Source organism: Ochrobactrum teleogrylli, assembly GCF_006376685.1.
GTDB lineage: Bacteria > Pseudomonadota > Alphaproteobacteria > Rhizobiales > Rhizobiaceae > Brucella > Brucella teleogrylli.
Window position 1 is genome coordinate 17,157 of the sequence record NZ_VEWL01000009.1, and the last position, 22,700, is coordinate 39,856.

A 22,700-nucleotide genomic window follows, 5' to 3' on the forward strand; every position below is an offset into this window, starting at 1 on the left:
ATGACCAGACTTCTCATCCGTGGCCGCGTGCTGACCTTTCGCGATGAGCCGCAAAGTCTCGATGACAGCGCTTCCTATCGCTATATCGAAGATGGCGCCATTTTGGTCGAAGACGGACGCATTGTGCGCCTTGGGGAGTATGCGCAAGTTAGCGCGGAAGCGGGCAGCGATGTGAAGCTGGCCGATCATCGTCCGCATCTGATCCTGCCGGGCTTCATCGATACGCATATCCATTATCCGCAGACCCAGGTGGTCGCGTCCTATGCCGCCAATCTTCTGGAATGGCTCAATACCTATACATTCGTGGCCGAACAAAAATTCGCCGATGAGCAGCACGCGGAATTCATCGCCGAGCGTTTTCTGGACGAGCTGATCCGCCATGGCACCACCACCGCTGTCGCTTATTGCTCGGTGCATCCGCAAAGCGTCGACGCCTATTTCCGCGCTTCGCAGCATCGCAACATGCGTATGCTGGGCGGCAAGGTGATGATGGATCGCAATGCGCCGCCCGCCTTGTGTGATACGGCGCAATCCGGCTACGACGACAGCAAGGCGCTGATTGCCCGCTGGCACGGCAAGGACCGGCTCGACTATGTGATCACGCCACGCTTCGCCATTACCTCGACCCCGGAACAGCTCGAAGCCAGTCAGGCGCTGGCCCGCGAACATCCCGAATGCTTCATACAGACACATCTGTCGGAGAACCACGACGAGATCGAATTCACCAAGTCGCTTTACCCGGATGCGCCGGATTATCTCGGCATTTACGAGCATTACGGCCTTTTGGGAAACAAGACGCTGCTTGGCCATTCCATCCATCTGGAAGAGCGCGAAGTGGGCGTGATGGCGGAAACCGGCTCGGTGGCGGTGTTCTGCCCGACCTCGAACCTGTTTCTCGGTTCCGGCCTGTTCGACCGTGATCGCCTGAAGGCGTCGGGCGTGCGCATGGCTGTGGCAACCGATGTCGGCGGCGGCACCAGCTTTTCCATGCTGCGCACCATGGACGAGGGCTACAAGATCTTGCAGCTGCGCGAACAGCGCCTGAACCCGTTCCAGTCCTTCTACATGATGACGCTTGGCAATGCTCGGGCGCTGTCGATGGAAGACAAGATCGGCACGCTGGAGGAAGGCACCGAAGCCGATATCGTGGTGCTTGATTCAGCCGCCACATCGCCGATGCGTCTGCGCATGGCGGCAGGCGCAACGCTGGAACAGGAGCTGTTCCTGCTGCAAACGGTCGGCGACGACCGCGCCATTGTCGAGACCTATGTGGCGGGGAAGCCGCTCAAGGCGGAACTCGCCTGATCTACCAATCCTTGGAGGAGGATGGCCCGCGGCGGAGCGATCTGCTGCGGGCCCTTTTGTTTTAAAGCTCTTCCGGCCGCTTGCCGCCAATGGCGCGGGTCAGCTGATCGGCGGTCGCGCGGATGAGTGGCCCCAGCTCTTCGAGCTTCTTCTTGGGCAGGCGCACGGCGGGACCAGAGATGGAAATGCCCGCAATCCCCTCGCCATATTCGTTGAAAATCGGGGCGGCGATGCAGCACATGCCGAGCGTGTGTTCCTCGTCATCGATGGACCAGGCGCGCATGCGTGTCGCCTGAATGTCTTTCAAAAGCGCGGGCAGGTTGTCGAGCGTGCGCTGGGTGAAGTGCTCCAGCGCTTTTCCTGAAAGCGCGCGGGCGATTTCGCCATCCGACCAGGTCGACAGAATTGCTTTGCCGATGCCCGATGCGTGGATCGGTCCGCGCCGTCCGGGACGAAAGAAGGCCCGCATCGGCGCATGGCTTTCAATCTGCGAGATGAACACCACATCGCCGTCGTCCTCGACGCCGATATTCGCGGTCTCGCCGCTCGTCTCCATGAGTTGCTTCAGATAGGGGCGCGCCAGCGTGCCCAGCTTGCGGAAGCGGCGAAAGGCATTGCCGATTTCAAACGCCTTGACACCGATGGTCCAGTCGCCGCTTTCCAGATCGTGCGAAACCATGCCGTGATTGGCAAGCGAGGATAACAGCCGGTGCACGGTGGAAGGTGCCATGCCGCTCGCATCGGCGAGATCGGTCAGGGTTGAGCCATCATTCTCGGCGATCAGCGCCAGAAGTTTCAGGCTGCGGTCCAGAACCTGCACGGACGAGGGCGCTGCATTATCCGCCGCCTTGCGGCCCCGCTTTGCCTTGGCCTGTTCCATCTGCCCGCCTCCGATTCTGCTGTGATCATTCACTATCCTATTGCTGCACCGGCGAAAAGGGCCGCCGATTATCTCCATTCCGTTGAAAATCTTTATTTCCATATAATGGTATGCATTTCCATTTTTTGAAAATAGGATTTGTAAATGGAGAATAATTCCATAGGAGGATTGGCCATGGCCAGAATGCGTGCAGTCGATGCAGCCGTGCTTGTGCTGGAGAGGGAAGGGATTAGTTGCGCTTTCGGCGTGCCGGGCGCGGCTATCAATCCATTTTATTCGGCGATGAAAGCGCGCGGTTCGATCCGCCATATCCTGGCGCGTCACGTCGAGGGCGCTTCGCATATGGCCGAAGGCTATACGCGGGCAAAGCATGGCAATATCGGCCTGTGCATCGGCACCTCCGGCCCGGCGGGCACGGATATGATCACCGGCCTTTATTCCGCTTCCGCCGATTCCATTCCCATCCTCTGCGTCACAGGGCAAGCCCCCCGCGCCCGGCTCGACAAGGAGGACTTTCAGGCAGTCGATATCGCCAAGATCGCGGCCCCGGTCACCAAATGGGCGGTCACGGTCATGGAGCCTGCACTGGTGCCTTTTGTTTTTCAGAAGGCGTTTCATGTCATGCGGTCAGGCCGTCCCGGTCCGGTGCTGATCGATCTGCCGATTGATGTGCAGATGGCCGAAATAGAGTTCGACATCGACACCTATCAGCCGATGGAAGCCTATAAGCCAGCGGCCACGCGGGCGCAGGCCGAAAAGGCGATTGCCATGCTGAACGCGGCAGAACGTCCGCTGATCGTTGCTGGCGGCGGCATCATCAATGCCGATGCATCGGATTTGCTGGTCGAATTCGCCGAGATCACCGGCATTCCGGTCATCCCGACCCTGATGGGCTGGGGCGTCATCCCGGACGATCACCGTCTGATGGCGGGCATGTGCGGCCTCCAGACCTCGCATCGCTACGGCAATGCCAATCTGCTGGCCTCCGATGCGGTCATCGGCATCGGCAATCGCTGGGCCAACCGCCACACCGGCAATGTCGATACCTATAAGAAGGATCGCACCTTCATCCATGTCGATATCGAGCCGACGCAGATCGGGCGCGTCTTTGCGCCGGATTTCGGCATCGTGTCCGATGCGGGCAAGGCGCTGAAGCAGTTGCTCGACGTTGCGACCGAATGGAAGGCGGCAGGCAGGCTGCGCGACTGGTCCGGCTGGGCCAAGGAATGCGAGGGCCGCAAGCGCACCATGCTGCGCAAGACGCATTTCGACCAGACGCCGCTGAAACCCCAGCGGGTCTATGAGGAGATGAACAAGGCTTTCGGGCGTGACACCTGCTATGTCACCACCATAGGCCTCAGCCAGATCGCGGGCGCGCAGTTCCTGCATGTCTACCGCCCGCGCAACTGGATCAATTGCGGTCAGGCCGGTCCGCTCGGCTGGACCCTGCCTGCGGCTTTGGGCGTCCGCGCCACCGATCCCGACCGGCCTATCGTGGCGCTGTCGGGCGACTATGACTTCCAGTTCATGATCGAGGAACTGGCGGTCGGCGCGCAGCACAAACTGCCCTACATCCATGTCGTCGTGAACAATTCCTATCTCGGCCTGATCCGTCAGGCGCAGCGCGGCTTCAATATGGATTTCGAAGTCAGCCTTGCCTTCGACAACATCAACGCGTCCGGCGATGCGGAAAAGGGCTATGGCGTCGACCATGTGGCGGTTGCCGAAGGTCTCGGCTGCAAGGCAATCCGGGTGCGCAGTCCCAACCAGTTTGCGGAAAGTTTCGAACAGGCCAAGGCCTTGATGCAGGAGCATCAGGTGCCGGTCGTGATGGAATTCATTCTGGAACGCGTCACCAATATTTCCATGGGAGCCGACATCGATCAGGTGGTCGAATTCGAGGAACTTGCCGAACGCGGCGAGGATGCGCCGACAGCCATCGCGGCATTATTGGATTAATCTCGGAGGAGGCAGAAATGCCAAGATTTGCAGCCAATCTTACCATGCTTTTCACCGAAGCGCCGTTCATGGATCGCTTCGCGCTGGCCGCCAAGGCGGGGTTCACAGGTGTCGAATATCTGTTCCCCTACGAGTTCAACCGGCATGAGCTGAAAGCAGCGCTGACCCGCCACAATCTGGCGCAGGTGCTGCACAATCTGCCCGCCGGCAACTGGGCAGGCGGCGAGCGCGGTATCGCCGTCTTGCCAGATCGTGTGGATGAGTTCCGGCGCGGCGTGGCGGATGCCATCGATTACGCCACGACGCTCAACTGCTCGCAGGTCAACTGCCTTGCCGGGATCGCGCCGCAGGGCATCGATCCGGACGCGCTGCGGGCCACCTTTGTCGGCAATCTGCGGCTGGCGGCGAAGGAACTGGGAAAGCACGGCATCCGCCTGCTGATCGAGCCGATCAACCATTACGACATTCCCGGTTTCTATCTGAACACTGTGGAACAGGCGGTTTCGATCATCGACGAGGTAGGCAGCAACAACCTGTTCATTCAGTACGACCTTTATCACCAGCAGCGCACGCGCGGCGAACTCGTCGCGACCTATGAGCGCTACAAGCCGCTGATCGCGCATGTGCAGCTTGCCGACAATCCGGGGCGCAACGAGCCCGGCACCGGCGAGATCCATTATCCGAACGTCTTCGAAGCGCTGAAGGCGGCTGGCTACAAGGGCTGGATCGGCTGCGAATACAAGCCGAAGACCACCACCGAAGACGGTCTCGGTTGGTTCCAACAATACGATGCCGAGCGTCTCAGCGCATAACTGCATAGGGAGATAGAGAATGGCCAAGATCGGCTTTATCGGACTGGGGATCATGGGCAAGCCGATGGCGCAGCATTTGCAAAATGCAGACCACCAGCTTTTCACCTCGAAGCATAGCCAGCCGCCGCACAAGGACCTGCTGGATGCGGGGTTGACGGTTCTCGATACGCCCAAGGCGGTGGCTGCGGAATGCGAGACGACCATACTCATGCTGCCGGATACGCCGCAGGTGGCCGAAGTCCTTTTCGGGGAAAACGGCGCGGCGGAAGGTCTGGGCAAGGGCAAGACGCTGATCGACATGAGTTCGATTTCGCCCATCGAGACCAAGGAATTTGCGAAAAAAGTCCGCGCCACGGGTGCGGAATATATCGATGCGCCGGTTTCGGGCGGCGAGGTGGGCGCGAAGAACGCCAGCCTCTCCATCATGGCGGGCGGCGCGCAGGCAAGCTTTGATGCGGCGCTGCCGCTTCTCAAGCTCATGGGCAAGAACATCACGCTGGTCGGCGATTGTGGCGATGGCCAGACCACCAAGGTCGCCAATCAGATCATCGTGGCGCTCAACATCGAAGCGGTCGCCGAAGCGCTGGTCTTTGCATCGAAGGCCGGCGCCGATCCGGCCAAGGTGCGCGAAGCGCTGATGGGCGGTTTTGCTTCGTCGCGCATTCTCGAAGTGCATGGCGAGCGCATGATCAAGCGCACCTTCGATCCTGGTTTCCGCATTGCCTTGCATCAGAAAGACCTCAATCTGGCGCTTCAGGGCGCGAAGGCCTTGGGCGTCTCGCTGCCCAACACGGCCATGGCGCAGGAGCTGTTCAATTCCTGCGCGGCGCATGGTGATGACGGGCTCGACCATTCCGGTCTGGTGCGCGCGCTGGAACGGATGGCCAATCACGAGGTCGCCTGAGCTTCGGGCATGACCTTTTCTCTGGAGGGGAGAAGGTGGAGCTGGCCGCTTTGGAGGAGGTGGCCGGCTCCATTGATTTTATGTGCGCGGCACGAAATAGTGCTGCCAAACCAATAATCAAAATCGGGAATCTCATGACTGCCCCAAGCGCCATCACCGATCCGAAGAAGTTTTTGACCAGCCTTTTCGATGCGGCTGTTGCCGCAGCCGATCCGGAACTGGTGATACGGGCAAACCTGCCCGCGAAGCCCAAGGGCCGCACGATCGTCATCGGCGCGGGCAAAGGTTCCGCGCAGATGGCGGCGGCTTTCGAAAGGGCGTGGGACGGCCCGATTGAGGGTCTTGTGGTGACACGCTATGGCTATGACACGCCCTGCGAACGCATCGAGATTATCGAGGCGGCGCATCCGGTTCCAGATGATGCCGGGCTTGTGGCATCCAAGCGCCTGTTCGAAGCCGTATCGGGCCTCACGGAAGACGATCTCGTGGTGGCGCTGATATCAGGCGGCGGCTCGGCACTGCTGCCATCACCGCCGGAAGGGCTGACGCTGCAAGACGAAATTGCCGTCAACAAGGCCTTGCTGGCGTCGGGCGCGCCGATCTCGGCCATGAATGCCGTGCGCAAGCATCTTTCGACCATCAAGGGCGGACGCCTTGCCGCCGCCGCCCATCCAGCCAAAGTTTTCTCGCTGGTGGTCTCGGATATTCCGGGCGACAATCCGGCCTTCGTGGCTTCCGGCCCGACTGTGCCGGACCAAACCAGCCGCGACGATGCGCTGAAGATAATCGAACGCTACCGGCTCGACTTGCCGGAGGCTGCGCTCAAGCATATTCGCGGCGAAGGGGCGTATGCGCCAAAGCCGGACGACGCGGTTTTCGCGCAAAACGAAGTGCGGGTGATTGCATCTGCCGCCGTATCGCTGGAAGCGGCAGCGAAAGAGGCTGCCCGCCACGGTGTTGAAGCGGTGATCCTGTCGGACGCCATGGAAGGGGAAGCGCGCGAGGTGGCGCATGTCCATGCGGCAATTGCGCGGGAGGTGGCCGAACGCGACCGCCCGTTCAAGAAACCGGTGGTCATTCTGTCCGGGGGCGAAACCACCGTCACCATTCGCGGCAAGGGTGGCAAGGGTGGGCGCAACAGCGAATTCCTGCTGTCCTTCGCGCTCGATATCGACGGCTATGGCAATATCCATGCGCTGGCCGCTGACACGGATGGCATTGACGGTTCGGAGGACAATGCGGGTGCTTTCGCCGATGGCAGCACGGTGTCGCGTCTGCAAAAGGCGGGCGAGGATGGTGCGGCGCGCCTCAACAACAACGATGCCTGGACGGCGTTTGACGCCATCGGCGATCTGTTCATACCGGGTCCGACCGGCACGAATGTCAACGATCTGCGCGCGATTCTTGTGACGGCCTAGCGTCGTCGTCTAAGAGAATACGACTAGCCGCGCCATCAAGATCCTCATACTGGCCGTTTTTCAGCGACCAGAGAAAGGCGGCAAGCCCCACCGCACCCATAAGCAGCGCAACGGGAATGAGAAAGAGAAGCCCGCTCATTTATGCGCTTCCTTGACCACGGTAACCGGCGCGGCTCGTGTCTGCGCCTGTTGTTTCTGCTTTCCGGCTTTCAGCCGCAGTGCATTGCTGACGACGACGATGGACGACAGCGACATGGAAAGTGCTGCCACGAGCGGCGTGACATATCCGAAGATCGCAATCGGCACGGCGATGATATTATAGCCGATGGACAGCGCGAAATTCTGGCTGATCAGCCGGCCAGCCTCCTTCGAGACGGCGAGGGCCAGCGGCACGGCGGCGAGGCTTGTCCGCAGGAACACGAAGTCGGCGGCATTGCGCCCGATATCGGCTGCAGTTGCAGGCGCCATGGAAACATGGGCCGCGACGAGGGCGGGCGCATCGTTGAGACCATCGCCCACCATCAGCACCTTGCGGCCTTCGCCGGAAAGCTCCTGTACAAGCCGGGATTTGTCGGCGGGCAGCACTGCGCCGCGATAATCATCGACGCCGAGATAATCCGCGAGTTGTCTGACGGCGGGCAACCGGTCGCCGGAAATAATGGCGAGCTTCAACCCATCCTTTTTCAGCGCGGCGATGGCAGCGGCTGCGTCTTCGCGCGGGCTGTCCTCGAAACGGAAGGTTTCAACCAGCATACCGTCGATGGAAAGGCAGGTTTCCGGGCCGTTTGCGGCGGTTGCATCGGCCATGCCGCCCACCCATTCGGATTTGCCGAGACGAAAGAGCTTGCCGTCGATTTCCGCCTCGATACCCGAACCGGAAAATTCCTCGATCCGGGTGAAGGCGCTCATCGGGCCCTGACCGGAAAACTGCGCCAACGCCCGCGACAGCGGATGGCGGGAATAGAGCGACAGTTCGGCGGCGATTTCCAGATAGCGCGCATTGACGCTTTCAACGCCGATCAGTCGCGGCTGGCCGAGCGTGAGCGTGCCGGTCTTGTCGAAAATCGCCGTGTCGATCTCGGCCATGCGCTCCATGGCGGAGCCGTCCTTGATCATGATGCCGTTCTCGAACAGGCGGCGCGCCGCAACCACCTGCACAATCGGCACCGCCAGCGCCAGCGCGCATGGGCAGGTGATGATCAGCGTGCAGATGGCGATATAGATCGAGCGATACCAGTCGCCACCCGTGTAGACCAGCCAGCCTGTGAATGCGAGGAAGGCAATCGTGTGCACCATCGGCACATAGAGTTCCGAGGCGCGGTCGGCGAGGCGGCGATAATAGGCGCGTCCGCTCTCGGCCACATCCATCAGGCGCACCATTTCGGCAAGGAAGGAATCTTTCGCTTCCGCCGTCGCCCGGATGATGAGCGGCGTGGAGAGGTTCAGCGTACCGGCGCGAATATCTGAACCGGGGCCGACCGGCACCGCATCGCTTTCGCCCGATGCAATGGCGCAATCGAGTTCGGAGCGGCCTTCCTCAATTCTGGCATCCACCGGCACACGCTCGCCCGCCGCCAGAATGATGCGCATGCCGGGGCGGATTTCATTGACGGGCAGATAGTTCCGCTCGCCATTATCGCCGATCACCACCGCGCCGCGACTGCCAAGCTGCGCCAGTCCGCGCACGGCGGAGCGGGCGCGGGCGCGCATCATGTAATCCAGCGTGCGACCGATCAGCAGGAAGAACAGAAGCGTCACGGAGGCATCGAAATAGGCATGATGACCGTGGTTCATGGTCTCATAGATACTCATCGCAAAAGCGAGCGAAATGGCGAGCGCTATCGGCACATCCATGTTCACTCGCCTGTTGCGCAGCGCATTCCAAGCGGAAACATAGAAGATACGGCCCGAGAAGATCAGCGTCGGCAGGGCGATGAGGCCAGAGACCCAGTGGAACAGATCGCGGGTTGCCGCATCCGCGCCCGACCAGACGGCGACGGAAAGCAGCATGACATTGCTGGAGGCAAAAGCCGCAACGCCAAGCGCGATCAGAAGGCGCGTGAAGGCGGGGTCCTTCTCCTGCGCCATGTCGAAAATATGCGCTTCATAGCCGAGCTTCCGCAGCGGATCGACGACATTGGGCGGCGTTTCGCCGTCCTTCCAGCGGATCGCGACCCGGCGCGCCGTCAGGTTGACGCGCACATAGGCAACGCCCGCAATCTGGCCCAGCGAATCTTCGATGGTCTTGATGCACAGGCCGCAGTGAACGCCCGGCACCGAGAGGTCGAGTTGCCGCAGCCCGTCGCCAAGCGCGCGGCTGGCGAGCTGCATTTCATCCGGAGAAACACGCTGGATGACGGTCGCGATCTGTGCATTCTCGACGCAGCAGCTCATAGCATTTTGCCGTTTTTGATCAGGACACGGATGATGTGGCGATACGGGTCTTCCAGACCGGCATCGGCATTGATTTCCATGACCCATGCGCCATCGGTAAGCGCGATGCTGGCGCCGAGCACACCTGCTTCGTCGCCAGCGGTGAGCGCGGCCTTGGTATCGTTCACATCGCCCACCGGACGCTTGAACTCCACGGTACCGCCAGTCACTGCAACCGGCTGGCCGTTGCGGTCGAGCAGACGATAGGTCAGCACGCCATTTTCATAAGACGGTTTCGACTGCCATTGCAGAGCGGCCTGCTGCTTGCCGGTCTCGGCCTTTTCGTTGAACTCCTGGCTTGCGACGTAGGAATTGGCGACGACCAGCCCGCTCCAGCTGTTGATGGCGAAATAGGCCATCGTCACATTGACGGCGATGATCACCCCGAAGAACGCCACCATGATGCCCAGCATGTGCCAGCCGGTGAAAGTGCCCGACGAATTTGCGGATGCTGTCTTGGTTTCTGCCGACATTATCGTCCCTCCGGAGCCATGAAGGTTGCCTTGTAGCGGGCGTGTTCCGCGCCGTCCGCATCGCGCACTTCGATTTCATAATCCTGGCGGTGATCGGTGATGGCGCTGTGCGGCAGGGTCACGAAGACGCGCAATGTCTTCAGCCGGTCGGGTTCGACGGGCACGGCATAATTGCCGTCTACGTCTGCCGTCTCGTCCTGTACGGTCAGGGTCGCGCCGGGCAGACCTTCGATGGAAAGCCGGAAGGTGCGCGGCGTCGGGATCATGTTCAGAAGCTTGACGGTATAGCCGTTGCGGATTGAACCGTCGGACAGAAGCACATATTGCGGGTTGCGATCATGCAGGACATTGATGCCGATGCGCTGGCGCATCGACAGCGAAATGACCAGCGTGAGGCCGATCAGCGCCCAGACGATGAAATAGAACAGGCTGCGCGGACGCAGCACCTTGCCCCACGACAGGTTCTGCACCTTGTCGGAAAAGCGGTTCGGCGCATCATAAACCCGCGCTGGGGTGATGGGCATCGTTCCGTTGTCGGTCGCAAGCGCCATATTGGCGTTGTAATCGGCCAGTGTCGCATAGGAGATAAGCCCGCGCGCCTTGCCGACCTTGTCCATAACGGAATTGCAGGCATCGATGCATAGCGCGCAGGTGATGCATTCAAGCTGCTGGCCGTCGCGAATGTCGATACCCATCGGGCAGGCGGCGACACACGCATTGCAATCCACGCAGTCACCGACGGCTTCCCCGGTGGCGATTGCCTTCTTGGCATGGCGCGAACGCGGCTCGCCGCGCCAGTCATTATAGGTGACGGTCAGCGAATTCTCGTCCAGCATCGCGGCCTGAATGCGCGGCCATGGGCACATATAGGTGCAGACCTGCTCGCGCATCAGCCCGCCCAGCACATAGGTGGTGGCGGTGAGAATGGCGACGGTGAAATAGGCGACGGGCGCCGCCTGTCCGCTCACGAAGTCGAGGAGCAATTTCGGCGCATCGGCGAAATAGAAAATCCACGCGCCGCCGGTCAGCACCCCGATCAAAAGCCAGATCGAATGTTTCGCCACCCGCTTCCAGATCTTGTCGAAAGTCCATGGCCCCTTGTCGAGCTTCATGCGGGCGTTGCGGTCGCCTTCGATGGCGCGTTCCACCACGAGATAGAGATCGACCCAGACGGTCTGCGGGCAGGTATAGCCGCACCATGCGCGGCCTGCGACGGATGTGACCAGAAACAGGCCGAGGCCCGCCATGATGAGCAGGCCCGCGACGTAATAGAATTCCTGCGGCCAGATTTCGATGAAGAAGAAATAGAAGCGGCGATTGGCGAGGTCGATCAGCACGGCCTGATCGGGCGCATAAGGCCCGCGATCCCAGCGCAACCACGGCGTGAGATAATAGATGCCCAGCGTGATGAGCATGACGAGCCATTTGAAGCGCCGGAACTCACCGCGAACACGCTTCGGAAAAATCTTGACCCGCGCCGCATAGAGCGATTGCCGGGTCTTGGGGGAATTCACTGCCTGAACGTCGATGCGTTCGACCTGCTCTGACATTTTATGCTCCTTGAGAGGAGAAGGGAGTAGGGGAATAGGGGAGTAAGGGAGTATGAAAAAAAGGGGAGCGACGTTGCGGGCCTTCACAACCAAAACATACTCCCCTATTCCCCTACTGCCTTACTCCCCTCTCTTCATTCTCCCCCGCCCAGCGAGTGCACGAATATCGCCAGCTGCTTGACGGTCGTGTCGCCGAGGCGCGGTTCCCATGCGGGCATGACGCCGTGTTTGGGGTGCGAGACCTGACGGATGATCGCGTCTTCGCCGGAACCGTAGAACCAGATCGCATCGGTCAGGTTCGGCGCGCCGAATTCGCGGCTGCCCTTGGCGTCGGCACCGTGACAGACGGCGCAGTTTTCGGCGAAGACTTTCTGGCCTGCCGGGACCATCGACGGGTCATGCGGCGTGCCGGTCAGGCTCACCACATAGGCCGCCACATCGCGAACTTGCTGCGGTTCCAGAATGTCGGCATAGGCAGGCATTTCGGAAGTCCGCGTATCCGCGTCGTCCTTCGAGCGGACACCATGACGGATGGTCGTCAGAATTTCGTCGATGGAACCGCCCCACAGCCAGTCATCGTCGTTGAGGTTCGGATAGCCGGGCGCGCCCTGCGCGCCGGAGCCGTGGCACTGCACGCAATTGACGCGGAAGGCAGCCGCGCCGCCTGCAACGGCGAACTGGCGCAGATTTTCATCGGCCAGAATCTCGTGCACATCCTTGGTCTTGATCTGGTCGAGAATGCCCTGTTTTTCTGCCACCACCTGGCGCATGTCTTCCTGCAACGCGCCGCGGCTCGACCATTGGGTCAGCCCCGCAGTCGAGCTGGAAATCAGTGGCCATGCCGGATAGGCGATGGTGTAGCCGATGGCGAACAGGATGGTGGCGTAGAAGGTCCACAGCCACCAGCGCGGCATCGGATTGTCGAGTTCGCGGATGCCGTCCCATTCATGGCCGGTGGTGGAAACACCGCTGACGTCGTCAATATGCTTATCAGTCATTTGCGTCATCCTTGAACGGAATGGCTTTCACCTCGTCGGCGATCTTCTTGCTGCCGGGACGGAAGACATAGAAGACGGTGATAACGAAGAAGACCGTCATGCCGAGCAGGCCCCAGCTGTCGGCGAAGTGGCGCATGGCGTTGTAATCCATGGGAAGCTCCTATCGCGCTTTGGGGGATTGATCGTAGGTCGAGAAATCGACCAGCGTGCCGAGCATCTGGAGATAGGCGACGAGTGCATCCATCTCGGTCAAAGCAGCCGGGTTGCCGTCGAAATCGCCAAGTTTTGCTTTCGGATAGCGGGCTTCGACGCCGGATGTATCCGCTTCGGGATCGGCCTGTGCCTTCAGGTCGGCCAGCGCATTGTCGATCATGTCCTGCGTATAGGGTACGCCCACCGCGACATTGGCCTTGAGATCGGCGGCAATGGTGTCGGCGCTGAGCGGCGTATCCTTCAGGAAGCCATAGCCCGGCATGACCGATTCCGGCACCACGTCGCGCGGGCGGATCAGGTGCTGGACGTGCCATTCGTTGGAATAGCGGCCACCGACGCGGGCGAGGTCTGGCCCCGTGCGCTTGGAACCCCACTGGAACGAGTGGTCATACATGGATTCCGCCGCAAGGCTGTAATGCCCGTAGCGTTCCACCTCGTCGCGGAAGGGGCGGATCATCTGGCTGTGGCACAGATAGCACCCCTCTCGCACATAGATATTGCGCCCCGCAAGCTCGAGCGGTGAATAGGGTCGCATCCCTTCCACCTTCTCGATGGTGTTTTCGAGATAGAACAGCGGCGCGATTTCCACGATGCCGCCAATCAGCACCACGGTCAGCGATCCAACCAGCAGCAGCGTTGCGTTCTTTTCGATTACGGCATGTTTTTTCAGAAAGGACATGTGTGTTCGATCCTTATTCCGCAGGCTGCATCGCTGATGTCGGCTTGGCCGGTGTTACGCCGGCAATCGGCGCTTCATCGCGCAGATTTCCGCGAATGGTCTGATAGACGTTCCAGGCCATGACGAGACCGCCCGTGAGGTAGAGCAGGCCGCCAGTCATGCGGATGACGTAGTAAGGGAACATCGCGGCGACCGTTTCTGCGAAGGAATAGACGAGGAAACCCTGGTCGTCGTATTCGCGCCACATCAGGCCCTGCTGGATACCCGCAACCCACATGGCGGCGGCGTAGAGCACGATGCCGAGAATAGCGAGCCAGAAGTGCCAGTTGACCATGCGCACCGAATAGAGGCGTTCGCGGTTCCACAACTTCGGAGCCAGATAATAGATTGCGCCGAAGGTGATCATGCCGTTCCAGCCAAGCGCGCCGGAATGGACGTGCCCGATGGTCCAGTCGGTATAGTGCGACAGCGAATTGACCGCCTTGATCGACATCAGCGGACCTTCGAAGGTCGCCATGCCGTAGAAGGCGATGGCCGCCACCATCATGCGGATGATCGGATCGGTGCGGATCTTGTCCCATGCGCCCGAAAGCGTCATCAGGCCGTTGATCATGCCGCCCCAGGACGGCATCCACAGCATGATCGAGAACACCATGCCCAGTGTCTGCGCCCAGTCGGGCAGGGCGGTATAGTGCAGGTGGTGCGGACCAGCCCAGATATAGAGGAAGATCAGCGACCAGAAGTGGATGATTGACAGGCGGTAGGAATAGACTGGACGGTTCGCCTGCTTCGGCACGAAATAATACATCATGCCGAGGAACGAGGTGGTGAGGAAGAAGCCGACGGCATTGTGGCCGTACCACCATTGCGTCAGCGCATCCTGAACGCCCGAGAAGGCGGAATAGCTCTTGGTGCCAAGGAAGGAGACCGGCACGGCAAGGTTATTCACGATATGCAGCATGGCGATGGTGATAATGAAGCCAAGGAAGAACCAGTTGGCCACATAGATATGCGGCTCCTTGCGCTTCAGGACCGTGCCGAGGAACACGACCAGATAGGCGACCCAGACGATGGTGAGCCAGAGGTCCACATACCATTCCGGCTCGGCATATTCGCGGCTCTGGGTGATGCCGAGCAGATAGCCGGTGGCGGCCATGACGATGAAAAGCTGGTAGCCCCAGAACACGAACCAGGCCAGATCGCCGCCGAACAGACGGGCGCGGCAGGTGCGCTGCACCACATAGAAGGATGTGGTGATGAGCGCGGTGCCGCAGAAGGCGAAGATGACGGCGGAAGTGTGCAGTGGGCGCACCCGACCGAAGTTCAGCCATGGTTCCAGATTGAGATCCGGGAAAGCCAACTGGGCTGCGATAACGACGCCGACGAGGAAGCCGACAACGCCCCAGAACACCGTGGCGATCACGCCGTAGCGGATCGGGCCATCCATATAGACGGACTGGTCCGTCTTTTTCGGCGTCAGACCGTAATCGGCATTGCGCATCAGAAGAATGGTGAAAATGGCGAGCACGACAAACAGAATCCACATATGGGTTCTGAACAGCTCGTCATGGGAAAATCCGGCCAGAAGCACGGCAAAAAGCGCTCCCAGACCGGATAGGACTGTTCCAGCGGCGTAGTTCATGAAATCCCCTCGCAGCGCGTAACGAAGACCGCCCGTCAGGGGCAGTTGTAGCGACAGGATGTCTATCTGCGCTCGGTGGCGTGCTGTCATTGATCCTAATCAACGACGATTTTCTAGGGAGGGAAGTGGTCCCGGAGCTTATGTCACCGGGACGATCATAGAGGCGCGAAGACCACCATCGGAACGGTTGACCAGAGCAAAACTGCCGCCCATGCGCGTCACCGCCATGTGCACGATGGCAAGCCCAAGGCCGCTGCCATTATCCTGCCGGTGCTTGCCACGGAAGAAGCGTTCCGTCACATGCGGCATTTCATTGTCGGGAATGCCGGGGCCGCTGTCTTCGACGGTGAGGGTGAGGCGGTCGTCCGCGACGGTAAAGCCGCAGCGCACGAAGCCATCCACCGGGGAATGCAGCACGGCGTTTTCGATCAGGTTGCGCGCGGCAAGCGTGAAGAGATGTGGGAACGGCATCTGCACAAGCGGCATCCCCTCCAGCAATTCGATGGCGACGCCGCGCTGCGCGCCGAGCATGCGCATATCGGTGGCGATGGTGTGCAGAAGCTTGCAGGCCGGTTCCGGCACTGGTGTCTCGGCTTCGTCGCTGGTTTCAAGCGCCGCGAGATCGAGCAGCTGACCGACCAGCCTGCTGGTTCGGTCCACGCCCGCCGCAATCTGGCGCACCGCATTGGCGCGCACGGCTTTGTCCTTCGCGCTTTCGGCGATTTGCGCCTGCGTCTTCAGTCCGGCGAGCGGCGTCTTCAGCTCATGGGCGGCGAAGATCGCGAAGTTGCGCTCGCGCTCGCGCGCTTCCTCGACGCGGTGGAACAGCCCGTTCAACGCCGTCACGACAGGGGCTATTTCTTTGGGCAGATTGTCTTCCGGCAGCGGGCGTAAATCCTGTGCCTGTCGCTTCGACAGAACGGAGGCAAGGCTGCTCAACGGGTTGAGCCCGCGCCGCACGCAAAGCCAGATCATGCCTGCCAGCAGCGGTAGTACCAGAAGGGCAGGCACGGCCAGCCCCGTCACCACCGTGCGCACCAGCCTTTCACGGACATAGAGACTGTCGCCAACCATGACGCGCAGACCGAGCTGCGTGTTTTCAACCGCAAAGACCCGCCAGCGCTCGCCGTCGACAACGGTGTTGGAAAAGCCGTTCGCCACATTGGTCAGCCGTGTGATGGGCGCGCTTTCCGAGCGCCCGACCAGCTTGCCGTCCAGCGCCCAGATCTGGCAGAAAAGCTGCCGGTCATAGTCGGAAAATTCCGGCATGGGTTTTAGCGAAAGCTGGCCGCCATCGCCGTTCGGGCCGACTTCGACACGGTGATCGCTCAATAGTGAATTGACCATGCGCGCGGCTTCCATCAGACGCGCATCCAGAACCTTTTCCAGTTGCGCCTGCGTGGTGATGTGAATCCACACCACCGCAACCAGCCAGACGATACAGGTCACGCCGATCAGAATGCCGGTCAGACGGCCACGGATCGAATTCATGCGCAGGCTCCCGCCAGACGATAGCCGACCCCGCGCACCGTCTCGATGAAATCGGAGCCGAGCTTGGACCGCAGGTGGTGGACATGGACCTCCACCGCATTGCTCTCTACTTCCTCCTGCCAGCCATAAAGCGCTTCTTCCAGCGACGATTTCGAAAGCGTCGCATTGGGGCGCTCCATCAGGGCGCGCAGGATCGAGAATTCGCGCCGCGTCAGCCGCAGCGGTTCGCCGTTAAAACGCGCCGACATTTCCGCCGGATCAAGCTCGACGCCGCGCCATTCCAGCACGGCATTGGCGCGACCGGCACCGCGCCGCGCAACAGCGCGCACCCGGGCGGCCAGTTCATGCAGATCGAACGGCTTGCCGACATAATCGTCGGCACCGGCGTCCAGCCCGGCAATGCGTTCCGGCACCTGATCGCGGGCGGTCAGAAGCAGCACCGGCGTATCGTCGCGTCCGCGCCGCATGGTTTTGAGAATGTCGAGGCCGGACCCGTCCGGCAGCATGAGATCGAGCACGACAGCATTGTAATTCTGCGCGGCGAGGGCTGCTTCCGCATCGCCACAGGTCGAGACCGCATCCACGGTGAAACCGGCAATGCCAAGACCGACGGACAGGCCGTCGAGCAGGATTGCATCATCTTCAACCACCAGAATGCGCATTGGTCTTCCTGTTTTCGCCTTGTTTGTCGTTTTAAACCGCCCCGGCTTGTCGGCAACCCAGCTTAAGGCTGCCTTAAGGTGGCGGCGTCATTCGCCTTTTACAGCATAATCAATTTTCTACGAATCAGTTCGGAAAACCGGAATGCGTCTTTCTGCGAGCCTTGCGTGTTTGGCTCTCCTGATCTTCACGGCGTGCTCGTCCGCCTTTGCCGCAGGCCCCTTGCCGGTGAACGAAGCCTTTCGTCTCGGCGTGACGAAAGATGCCGACGGACGCCTCGTGCTTGGCTGGACCATTGCCGAAGGCTATTATCTCTATCGCGATCATATTGCCGCGAAGGACGACAAGGGCAATGCGCTCGATGTCGAGACACAGCCCGGCATTGCCAAGGACGATCCGAATTTCGGCAGGCTTGAAGTCTATTATCGCTATGCCAGCGCCAGCGTGAACGCGCAAACCGCGCCGATGGAAATCACCTATCAGGGCTGTCAGGAAGACGGCATCTGCTACCGGCCTGAAACGCGGACGGTCGATCCGGTGACGCTGGCGGTTTCCAGCCAGATGGGAAATCTGGCGAAATCATTCGGGCAGAGTTCGGCCTTCACGCAAGCCGCGGTCCCGCCGACCCCTGGCGCACAAAGCAAGGCCTTTGCGCTCGCGCCGGAAAAGGGCATGGTCGAAAACCTGCTGGCTGAGGGCGGCACGGGCTTTGTTATCGCGGCATTTCTGGCTTTCGGGGTGCTGCTGGCCTTCACGCCTTGTGTCTTCCCGATCTATCCCATCGTTGCCGGAACACTGGCGCGCGAAGGTGAAAAGCTGACGGCAAAACGCGGCTTCGCCCTTTCCTCCGTCTATGTGGTCAGTCTGGCTTTGGGCTTCGCGCTGGTGGGGGCGATCGCTGGCTGGTCGGGGCAGAACCTGCAAATGGTCCTGCAATCGAAATGGACAGCGCTTGCTCTGGCCGGGCTGTTCACGCTTTTGGCCCTGTCGATGTTCGGCCTGTTCCAGATCCAGCTTCCCAGCCAGTGGGTGAGCGCGGTTTCCGCGCAGACTGGCCAGCGCACAGGCTCCAAGCGCTCCGCCGCCATACTCGGCTTTTCGTCGGTGCTGATCGTCGGTCCTTGCGTGACCGCACCACTGGCGGGCGCGCTTCTCTATATTGCACAGACGGCCAATATCGCGCTGGGTGCGGGGGCCCTTTTTGCGCTCGGCATCGGCAAGGGCCTGCCGTTGATCGCTTTCGCGACCCTTGGCGCGGGCACCTTGCCGCGCGCAGGCGCATGGATGGAAACCGTGAAGCAGATTTTCGGCTTAGGTTTTCTGGCAACCGCCATCTTCATGGCCGCGCCGCTTCTGCCGTCAGGCGTGGACATGGCGCTTTGGGCGATGCTACTGTTCGGCGTGGCAAGTTTTGCCTTTCTCAAAGTGCCGGGGCACAGCGTGGTGGCCCGCACGATTGGCGCGGCGGCCTTCGTCTACGCAACCATTCTGATGCTCGGTCTTGCCTCGGGCGGCAGAGATCCGTTGCAACCGCTGGCCGCATTCGCTAACCGTGGCGACAACCAGAATAGGACCGAGCTGCGATTCGCGCCGGTCGATACGGTTTCTTCCCTTCAGGAGAAGCTTGCGACAGTGGAAGGCTCGCGCCCGACACTGGTCTATTTCACGGCGGATTGGTGCGTGAGTTGCTCCACCGTGGAAAAACGTGTGTTGCCGGATGCCGATGTGAAGAAAAGCCTGAACGGCTATCAGCTCATCAAGGCTGATATTTCCGATCTCACCAGTGGCAATGCCGACCTGATGGCGAAGCTGAAAGTGGCTGGCCCGCCGACGATGATTTTCTTCGACAAGGCAAGCCGCGAGCGGGAGGGGACGAGACTGGTGGGCGATGTCACGTCTGCCACCATTGCCCGGTCGGTTGGTCTCACAGCCGATGGCCGGATGTAATTGCAGAAACAAGGATTGAAGATGATGCCGGGGGCTTGGACTATTATGAAACGCGGGGACGATAGATATCGTATTGCAGCGCGACTGTTGCGCATTGCCACTGTCGCTGCGCTGCCACTGGCGGCAGCCGCCTGCACGACCACTTCCGCCGAGCAGCCGGTCGCGGTTGTTATGCCCGCGCCGATGGTTCAGCCGGTGGTGGTTGAGCCGCAACCGGTGCAAGTCGCAGCCGTTGCGGAACCGGAAGTACAGACGGCGCGTAGCGAATATGAAGTGATGTATGGTGCCGTCACCGACGGAAAGAACTTCATTCCCGCGCTCGACGTGAACAAGATTGCCGAGCGCAACCTGCGCAAGCAGGTCGATTACGCGACCGACCATCCGGTCGGCACCATCATTGTCGATCCCTATGCGCGCTATCTTTATCTCGTGCAGCCGGGCGGTAAGGCCATGCGCTATTCGGTCGGTGTTGGCCGCGCCGGACTGACCTTCAAGGGCGAAGCCAAGGTCGCCTATAAGTCGCAATGGCCGCGCTGGACCCCGACCGCCAATATGATCAAGCGCAATCCCGATCATTACGCGAAATATGCCAATGGTCTGGAAGGCGGCATTCGCAATCCGCTTGGCGCCCGCGCGCTCTATCTCTATCGCGACGGCAAGGACACGCTCTACCGCATCCATGGCACCAACGAACCGTGGTCGGTCGGCAAGGCGGCGTCCTCGGGCTGTATCCGCCTTTTCAATCAGGACATTCTCGATCTCTACAAGCGCGCCCCGACGGGCGCCCGCGTTGTGGTGCTCGACAAGTCGCAATCCGGTACGGGAGTGAGTTCATGATAAATCGTCGTCAGATGCTGGCTGTTTCAGCCGGAACCGTTGCGACGCTCGGCCTTTCGGGCGTGCAAGGTTTGGCACAGGCCGTTCCGACCGTGGCCGAGGTTCTCTACGACACCGAAATCCCGGTTCTCGGCAACCCGAATGGCAATGTCACCATCGTCGAATATTTCGACTATCAGTGCCCCTATTGCAAAAAGGGCCATGGCGAACTGATGCGCGTCGTCAAGGATGACGGCAATGTGCGATTGGTGCTGAAGGACTGGATCATCTTTGGCGAAACGTCAGCCTATGCGGCGCGGCTTGTTCTGGCGGCGGAAAAATCCGGTAATTACGCCAAGGCGATGGAAGCCATGATGGCCACGCCGGGCCGTCTGACCAAGGAACAGGTCGATGCAGCCTTGAAGAAGGCTGGTCTGGACGCGGCCAAGCTTCAGGCGGCCTATAAGGCGGATTCCAAGCGCATCAACAACATACTCGAGCGCAACATGAATCAGGGCGAAGCGTTTAATTTCAGCGGCACCCCGTCTTTCGTCATCGGCACCAAGCTCTATGGCGGGGTCATGAAGCAGCAGGAACTGATCGCAGCTATCGCGGATGCGCGTAAAGCGTGATGCGAATTTGAAAGCAAGCAGCGGAGTGTGAGCGCCCTTGTAAGCTTCTATGTCTGGTTCATATAAAGAAGGAACACGGACATGAACCTTATGACACTCGCAAAGCACGATCCCGATGAAAGCCGTTGGCAGAAGGTGCTCGGACGCGACAAGGCGTCGGACGGCGCCTTCGTTTATGCCGTGCGCACCACTGGCGTTTATTGTCGCCCGTCCTGCCCGTCGCGGCGAGGAAAGCGCGAAAACGTGCAGTTTTTCGACCGCTGTGAGGATGCGGAGCGGGCAGGCTTTCGCCCCTGCCTGCGCTGCAAGCCGCATCTGACCGAAACGCTCGCGACGCAGAATAATGCGCGCCATGCCGAAATTGTAGCCGCTGCCTGCCGCTATATCGAGGCGGCGGAAGAAGTGCCTTCTCTGGAGGAAATCGCAGATGCGGTGAAGACCAGCCCCGCGCATTTCCACCGCATTTTCAAAGCCTTCACCGGGCTGACGCCAAAAGCCTATGCCGATGCGCATCGCGCCCGCAAAATGCGTGTGGCGCTCGACGCGCCGGAAATCCGCGTCACCGATGCAATTTATGATGCGGGTTACAATTCCAGCAGCCGCTTCTACGAAGCCTCAGACCGGATTCTCGGAATGACGCCAAAGGCTTACCGGCAGGGCGGCAAGGATGCCGACATTCGTTTCGCCATTGGCCAATCGGCGCTTGGCGCAGTGCTTGTGGCGGCGAGCGACAAGGGCGTCTGCGCCATTTTAATGGGCGACGACCCGGAAGACCTGATCCGCGATCTGGAAAAGCGCTTTCCAAGAGCCAATCTCATCGGGGCCGACCGCGACTTCGAGGACATGATCGCGCAGGTGGTCGGCTTTGTCGAAGCGCCGGGCATTGGTCTCGATCTGCCGCTCGATCTGCGCGGCACGGCATTCCAGCAGCGTGTCTGGCAGGCCTTGCGGGAAATTCCGGCAGGAAAAACAGCAAGCTATACGGATATTGCCGAACGGATCGGCGCGCCGAAAGCCGTTCGCGCTGTTGCGCAGGCCTGCGCCGCCAACAAGATCGCCGTCGCGGTGCCCTGCCATCGTGTCGTGCGCAATGATGGCGGACTGTCCGGCTATCGCTGGGGTGTCGAGCGCAAGCGCGACCTCCTGAAGCGGGAGCGTGAAGCATGAGTGGCGATCACGAAACGGCGGCGGCAAAAGTCGCCGCTTATGACTGGGAGAAGATCGGCGCCGAACTCGACACATTCGGTACGGCTATTCTCCCGAAACTCCTCTCAGATAGCGAATGCCACAATTTTGCCACGAAATGGCATGATTCCGCCGTATTTCGCACCACCATTTCCATGGCGCGGCACGGTTTTGGGCGCGGCGAATACAAATATTACGCCTATCCGCTGCCTGCCTTAATTGCGGGCCTGCGCGAAAATCTCTATCCGCAGCTCGCGCCCATCGCCAATGCGTGGAGCCGGAGAATGGGCAGCGACATCCGTTATCCGCCGACCCATGACGCCTTTCTGGAAGGCTGCCACGCAGCCGGTCAGTTACGCCCGACGCCGCTTCTCCTGCAATATGGCGAGGGGGATTATAATTGTTTGCATCAGGACCTTTATGGCGACATCGCCTTTCCGTTACAGGTGGCTATCCTCCTGTCAAAGCCGGGCGAGGATTTTTCGGGCGGCGAATTCGTGCTCACAGAGCAACGCCCGCGCATGCAGAGCAGGGCAGAAGTGGTGCCGCTTCAACAGGGCGATGCGGTGATCTTCGCCGTCAATGACCGCCCGGTACAGGGCACGCGCGGCGACTACCGGGTCAAGATGCGGCACGGCGTCAGCCGTATCCGCTCCGGTATGCGACATACGCTGGGCATAATCTTTCACGATGCGCGATAGGA

General features: G+C 60.5%; 21 protein-coding genes. 10 read left to right on the top strand and 11 right to left on the bottom strand.

Going from position 1 to position 22,700, the window contains the following annotated elements:
• On the top strand, nt 1–1,305 hold the full coding sequence (gene guaD, locus FIC94_RS14550) for a guanine deaminase (RefSeq protein ID WP_140025380.1): 1,305 nt from the start codon (nt 1–3) through the stop codon (nt 1,303–1,305).
• A 61-nt stretch (nt 1,306–1,366) separates the two neighbouring features.
• Here the strand turns inward: guaD and FIC94_RS14555 are convergent, their stop codons facing one another.
• Nucleotides 1,367–2,185 carry an IclR family transcriptional regulator gene (locus FIC94_RS14555; RefSeq protein ID WP_140025381.1) on the bottom strand — a complete coding sequence of 273 codons (819 nt, stop codon included), beginning with the start codon at nt 2,183–2,185 and terminating at the stop codon, nt 1,367–1,369.
• A 174-nt stretch (nt 2,186–2,359) separates the two neighbouring features.
• On the opposite strand from FIC94_RS14555, the gene gcl reads away from it, so the two are divergent.
• The 4 genes from gcl to FIC94_RS14575 all read left to right on the top strand — a co-directional run bounded on the left by gcl (nt 2,360) and on the right by FIC94_RS14575 (nt 7,278).
• Nucleotides 2,360–4,144, top strand: coding sequence for a glyoxylate carboligase (gcl, locus tag FIC94_RS14560; protein WP_140025382.1), 1,785 nt, complete (start codon nt 2,360–2,362; stop codon nt 4,142–4,144).
• A gap of 17 nt (nt 4,145–4,161) precedes the next feature.
• A complete protein-coding gene (gene hyi / locus FIC94_RS14565; protein WP_140025383.1) occupies nt 4,162–4,956 on the top strand; it encodes a hydroxypyruvate isomerase in 795 nt (264 codons plus the stop codon).
• A gap of 19 nt (nt 4,957–4,975) precedes the next feature.
• Entirely contained in the window at nt 4,976–5,860 is an 885-nt protein-coding gene (locus FIC94_RS14570) for a 2-hydroxy-3-oxopropionate reductase (protein ID WP_140025384.1), read from the top strand.
• A 134-nt stretch (nt 5,861–5,994) separates the two neighbouring features.
• Nucleotides 5,995–7,278, top strand: coding sequence for a glycerate kinase type-2 family protein (locus tag FIC94_RS14575; protein ID WP_140025385.1), 1,284 nt, complete (start codon nt 5,995–5,997; stop codon nt 7,276–7,278).
• Here FIC94_RS14575 and ccoS read toward each other — a convergent pair.
• From ccoS to FIC94_RS14625, 10 genes are all read right to left on the bottom strand, one after another.
• A complete protein-coding gene (gene ccoS, locus FIC94_RS14580; RefSeq protein ID WP_121537302.1) occupies nt 7,244–7,417 on the bottom strand; it encodes a cbb3-type cytochrome oxidase assembly protein CcoS in 174 nt (57 codons plus the stop codon). The two genes, FIC94_RS14575 and ccoS, sit on opposite strands and share 35 nt — an antisense overlap.
• On the bottom strand, nt 7,414–9,672 hold the full coding sequence (locus FIC94_RS14585) for a cation-translocating P-type ATPase (protein WP_140025386.1): 2,259 nt from the start codon (nt 9,670–9,672) through the stop codon (nt 7,414–7,416). The genes ccoS and FIC94_RS14585 overlap by 4 nt, the downstream gene beginning before the upstream one ends.
• Nucleotides 9,669–10,184: a FixH family protein gene (locus tag FIC94_RS14590; RefSeq protein ID WP_109368397.1), complete on the bottom strand. Its 516-nt coding sequence runs from the start codon at nt 10,182–10,184 to the stop codon at nt 9,669–9,671. The genes FIC94_RS14585 and FIC94_RS14590 overlap by 4 nt, the downstream gene beginning before the upstream one ends.
• A complete protein-coding gene (ccoG, locus tag FIC94_RS14595; protein ID WP_140025387.1) occupies nt 10,184–11,734 on the bottom strand; it encodes a cytochrome c oxidase accessory protein CcoG in 1,551 nt (516 codons plus the stop codon). Before ccoG ends, FIC94_RS14590 begins: the two co-directional genes overlap by 1 nt.
• Before the next feature lie 134 nt (nt 11,735–11,868).
• On the bottom strand, nt 11,869–12,732 hold the full coding sequence (gene ccoP, locus FIC94_RS14600) for a cytochrome-c oxidase, cbb3-type subunit III (protein WP_121537310.1): 864 nt from the start codon (nt 12,730–12,732) through the stop codon (nt 11,869–11,871).
• Nucleotides 12,725–12,883, bottom strand: coding sequence for a cbb3-type cytochrome c oxidase subunit 3 (locus tag FIC94_RS14605; RefSeq protein ID WP_078337972.1), 159 nt, complete (start codon nt 12,881–12,883; stop codon nt 12,725–12,727). Before FIC94_RS14605 ends, ccoP begins: the two co-directional genes overlap by 8 nt.
• Nucleotides 12,884–12,892: 9 nt before the next feature.
• Nucleotides 12,893–13,624: a cytochrome-c oxidase, cbb3-type subunit II gene (ccoO, locus tag FIC94_RS14610; RefSeq protein WP_109368400.1), complete on the bottom strand. Its 732-nt coding sequence runs from the start codon at nt 13,622–13,624 to the stop codon at nt 12,893–12,895.
• 13 nt (nt 13,625–13,637) lie between these two features.
• A complete protein-coding gene (ccoN, locus tag FIC94_RS14615; RefSeq protein WP_140025463.1) occupies nt 13,638–15,266 on the bottom strand; it encodes a cytochrome-c oxidase, cbb3-type subunit I in 1,629 nt (542 codons plus the stop codon).
• 138 nt (nt 15,267–15,404) lie between these two features.
• The gene (locus FIC94_RS14620) at nt 15,405–16,757 is read right to left on the bottom strand and encodes an ATP-binding protein (RefSeq protein WP_109368402.1); all 1,353 of its coding nucleotides are present in this window, start codon (nt 16,755–16,757) and stop codon (nt 15,405–15,407) included.
• The gene (locus tag FIC94_RS14625) at nt 16,754–17,419 is read right to left on the bottom strand and encodes a response regulator (protein ID WP_121537316.1); all 666 of its coding nucleotides are present in this window, start codon (nt 17,417–17,419) and stop codon (nt 16,754–16,756) included. The genes FIC94_RS14620 and FIC94_RS14625 overlap by 4 nt, the downstream gene beginning before the upstream one ends.
• 142 nt (nt 17,420–17,561) lie before the next feature.
• Here FIC94_RS14625 and dsbD point away from each other — a divergent pair, with 142 nt between their 5' ends.
• From dsbD to FIC94_RS14650, 5 genes are all read left to right on the top strand, one after another.
• On the top strand, nt 17,562–19,364 hold the full coding sequence (gene dsbD, locus FIC94_RS14630; RefSeq protein ID WP_140025388.1) for a protein-disulfide reductase DsbD: 1,803 nt from the start codon (nt 17,562–17,564) through the stop codon (nt 19,362–19,364).
• Nucleotides 19,365–19,409: 45 nt separating this feature from the next.
• Nucleotides 19,410–20,201 (top strand): L,D-transpeptidase, encoded by a 792-nt coding sequence (locus FIC94_RS14635; protein WP_140025389.1) that lies wholly within the window; start codon nt 19,410–19,412, stop codon nt 20,199–20,201.
• Nucleotides 20,198–20,812 carry a DsbA family protein gene (locus FIC94_RS14640; RefSeq protein ID WP_109368406.1) on the top strand — a complete coding sequence of 205 codons (615 nt, stop codon included), beginning with the start codon at nt 20,198–20,200 and terminating at the stop codon, nt 20,810–20,812. The genes FIC94_RS14635 and FIC94_RS14640 overlap by 4 nt, the downstream gene beginning before the upstream one ends.
• An 81-nt stretch (nt 20,813–20,893) precedes the next feature.
• A complete protein-coding gene (gene ada / locus FIC94_RS14645; RefSeq protein WP_140025390.1) occupies nt 20,894–21,979 on the top strand; it encodes a bifunctional DNA-binding transcriptional regulator/O6-methylguanine-DNA methyltransferase Ada in 1,086 nt (361 codons plus the stop codon).
• Entirely contained in the window at nt 21,976–22,698 is a 723-nt protein-coding gene (locus tag FIC94_RS14650; protein ID WP_140025391.1) for a 2OG-Fe(II) oxygenase, read from the top strand. The genes ada and FIC94_RS14650 overlap by 4 nt, the downstream gene beginning before the upstream one ends.
• Nucleotides 22,699–22,700 lie beyond the last annotated feature (2 nt).

What these genes read in the sequence shown, in the direction of transcription:
- guaD (WP_140025380.1), top strand. Translation starts at nt 1, where the DNA reads ATGACCAGACTTCTCATCCGTGGCCGCGTGCTGACCTTTCGCGATGAG.
- FIC94_RS14555 (WP_140025381.1), bottom strand. Translation starts at nt 2,185, where the DNA reads ATGGAACAGGCCAAGGCAAAGCGGGGCCGCAAGGCGGCGGATAATGCA.
- gcl (WP_140025382.1), top strand. Translation starts at nt 2,360, where the DNA reads ATGGCCAGAATGCGTGCAGTCGATGCAGCCGTGCTTGTGCTGGAGAGG.
- hyi (WP_140025383.1), top strand. Translation starts at nt 4,162, where the DNA reads ATGCCAAGATTTGCAGCCAATCTTACCATGCTTTTCACCGAAGCGCCG.
- FIC94_RS14570 (WP_140025384.1), top strand. Translation starts at nt 4,976, where the DNA reads ATGGCCAAGATCGGCTTTATCGGACTGGGGATCATGGGCAAGCCGATG.
- FIC94_RS14575 (WP_140025385.1), top strand. Translation starts at nt 5,995, where the DNA reads ATGACTGCCCCAAGCGCCATCACCGATCCGAAGAAGTTTTTGACCAGC.
- ccoS (WP_121537302.1), bottom strand. Translation starts at nt 7,417, where the DNA reads ATGAGCGGGCTTCTCTTTCTCATTCCCGTTGCGCTGCTTATGGGTGCG.
- FIC94_RS14585 (WP_140025386.1), bottom strand. Translation starts at nt 9,672, where the DNA reads ATGAGCTGCTGCGTCGAGAATGCACAGATCGCGACCGTCATCCAGCGT.
- FIC94_RS14590 (WP_109368397.1), bottom strand. Translation starts at nt 10,184, where the DNA reads ATGTCGGCAGAAACCAAGACAGCATCCGCAAATTCGTCGGGCACTTTC.
- ccoG (WP_140025387.1), bottom strand. Translation starts at nt 11,734, where the DNA reads ATGTCAGAGCAGGTCGAACGCATCGACGTTCAGGCAGTGAATTCCCCC.
- ccoP (WP_121537310.1), bottom strand. Translation starts at nt 12,732, where the DNA reads ATGACTGATAAGCATATTGACGACGTCAGCGGTGTTTCCACCACCGGC.
- FIC94_RS14605 (WP_078337972.1), bottom strand. Translation starts at nt 12,883, where the DNA reads ATGGATTACAACGCCATGCGCCACTTCGCCGACAGCTGGGGCCTGCTC.
- ccoO (WP_109368400.1), bottom strand. Translation starts at nt 13,624, where the DNA reads ATGTCCTTTCTGAAAAAACATGCCGTAATCGAAAAGAACGCAACGCTG.
- ccoN (WP_140025463.1), bottom strand. Translation starts at nt 15,266, where the DNA reads ATGAACTACGCCGCTGGAACAGTCCTATCCGGTCTGGGAGCGCTTTTT.
- FIC94_RS14620 (WP_109368402.1), bottom strand. Translation starts at nt 16,757, where the DNA reads ATGAATTCGATCCGTGGCCGTCTGACCGGCATTCTGATCGGCGTGACC.
- FIC94_RS14625 (WP_121537316.1), bottom strand. Translation starts at nt 17,419, where the DNA reads ATGCGCATTCTGGTGGTTGAAGATGATGCAATCCTGCTCGACGGCCTG.
- dsbD (WP_140025388.1), top strand. Translation starts at nt 17,562, where the DNA reads ATGCGTCTTTCTGCGAGCCTTGCGTGTTTGGCTCTCCTGATCTTCACG.
- FIC94_RS14635 (WP_140025389.1), top strand. Translation starts at nt 19,410, where the DNA reads ATGAAACGCGGGGACGATAGATATCGTATTGCAGCGCGACTGTTGCGC.
- FIC94_RS14640 (WP_109368406.1), top strand. Translation starts at nt 20,198, where the DNA reads ATGATAAATCGTCGTCAGATGCTGGCTGTTTCAGCCGGAACCGTTGCG.
- ada (WP_140025390.1), top strand. Translation starts at nt 20,894, where the DNA reads ATGAACCTTATGACACTCGCAAAGCACGATCCCGATGAAAGCCGTTGG.
- FIC94_RS14650 (WP_140025391.1), top strand. Translation starts at nt 21,976, where the DNA reads ATGAGTGGCGATCACGAAACGGCGGCGGCAAAAGTCGCCGCTTATGAC.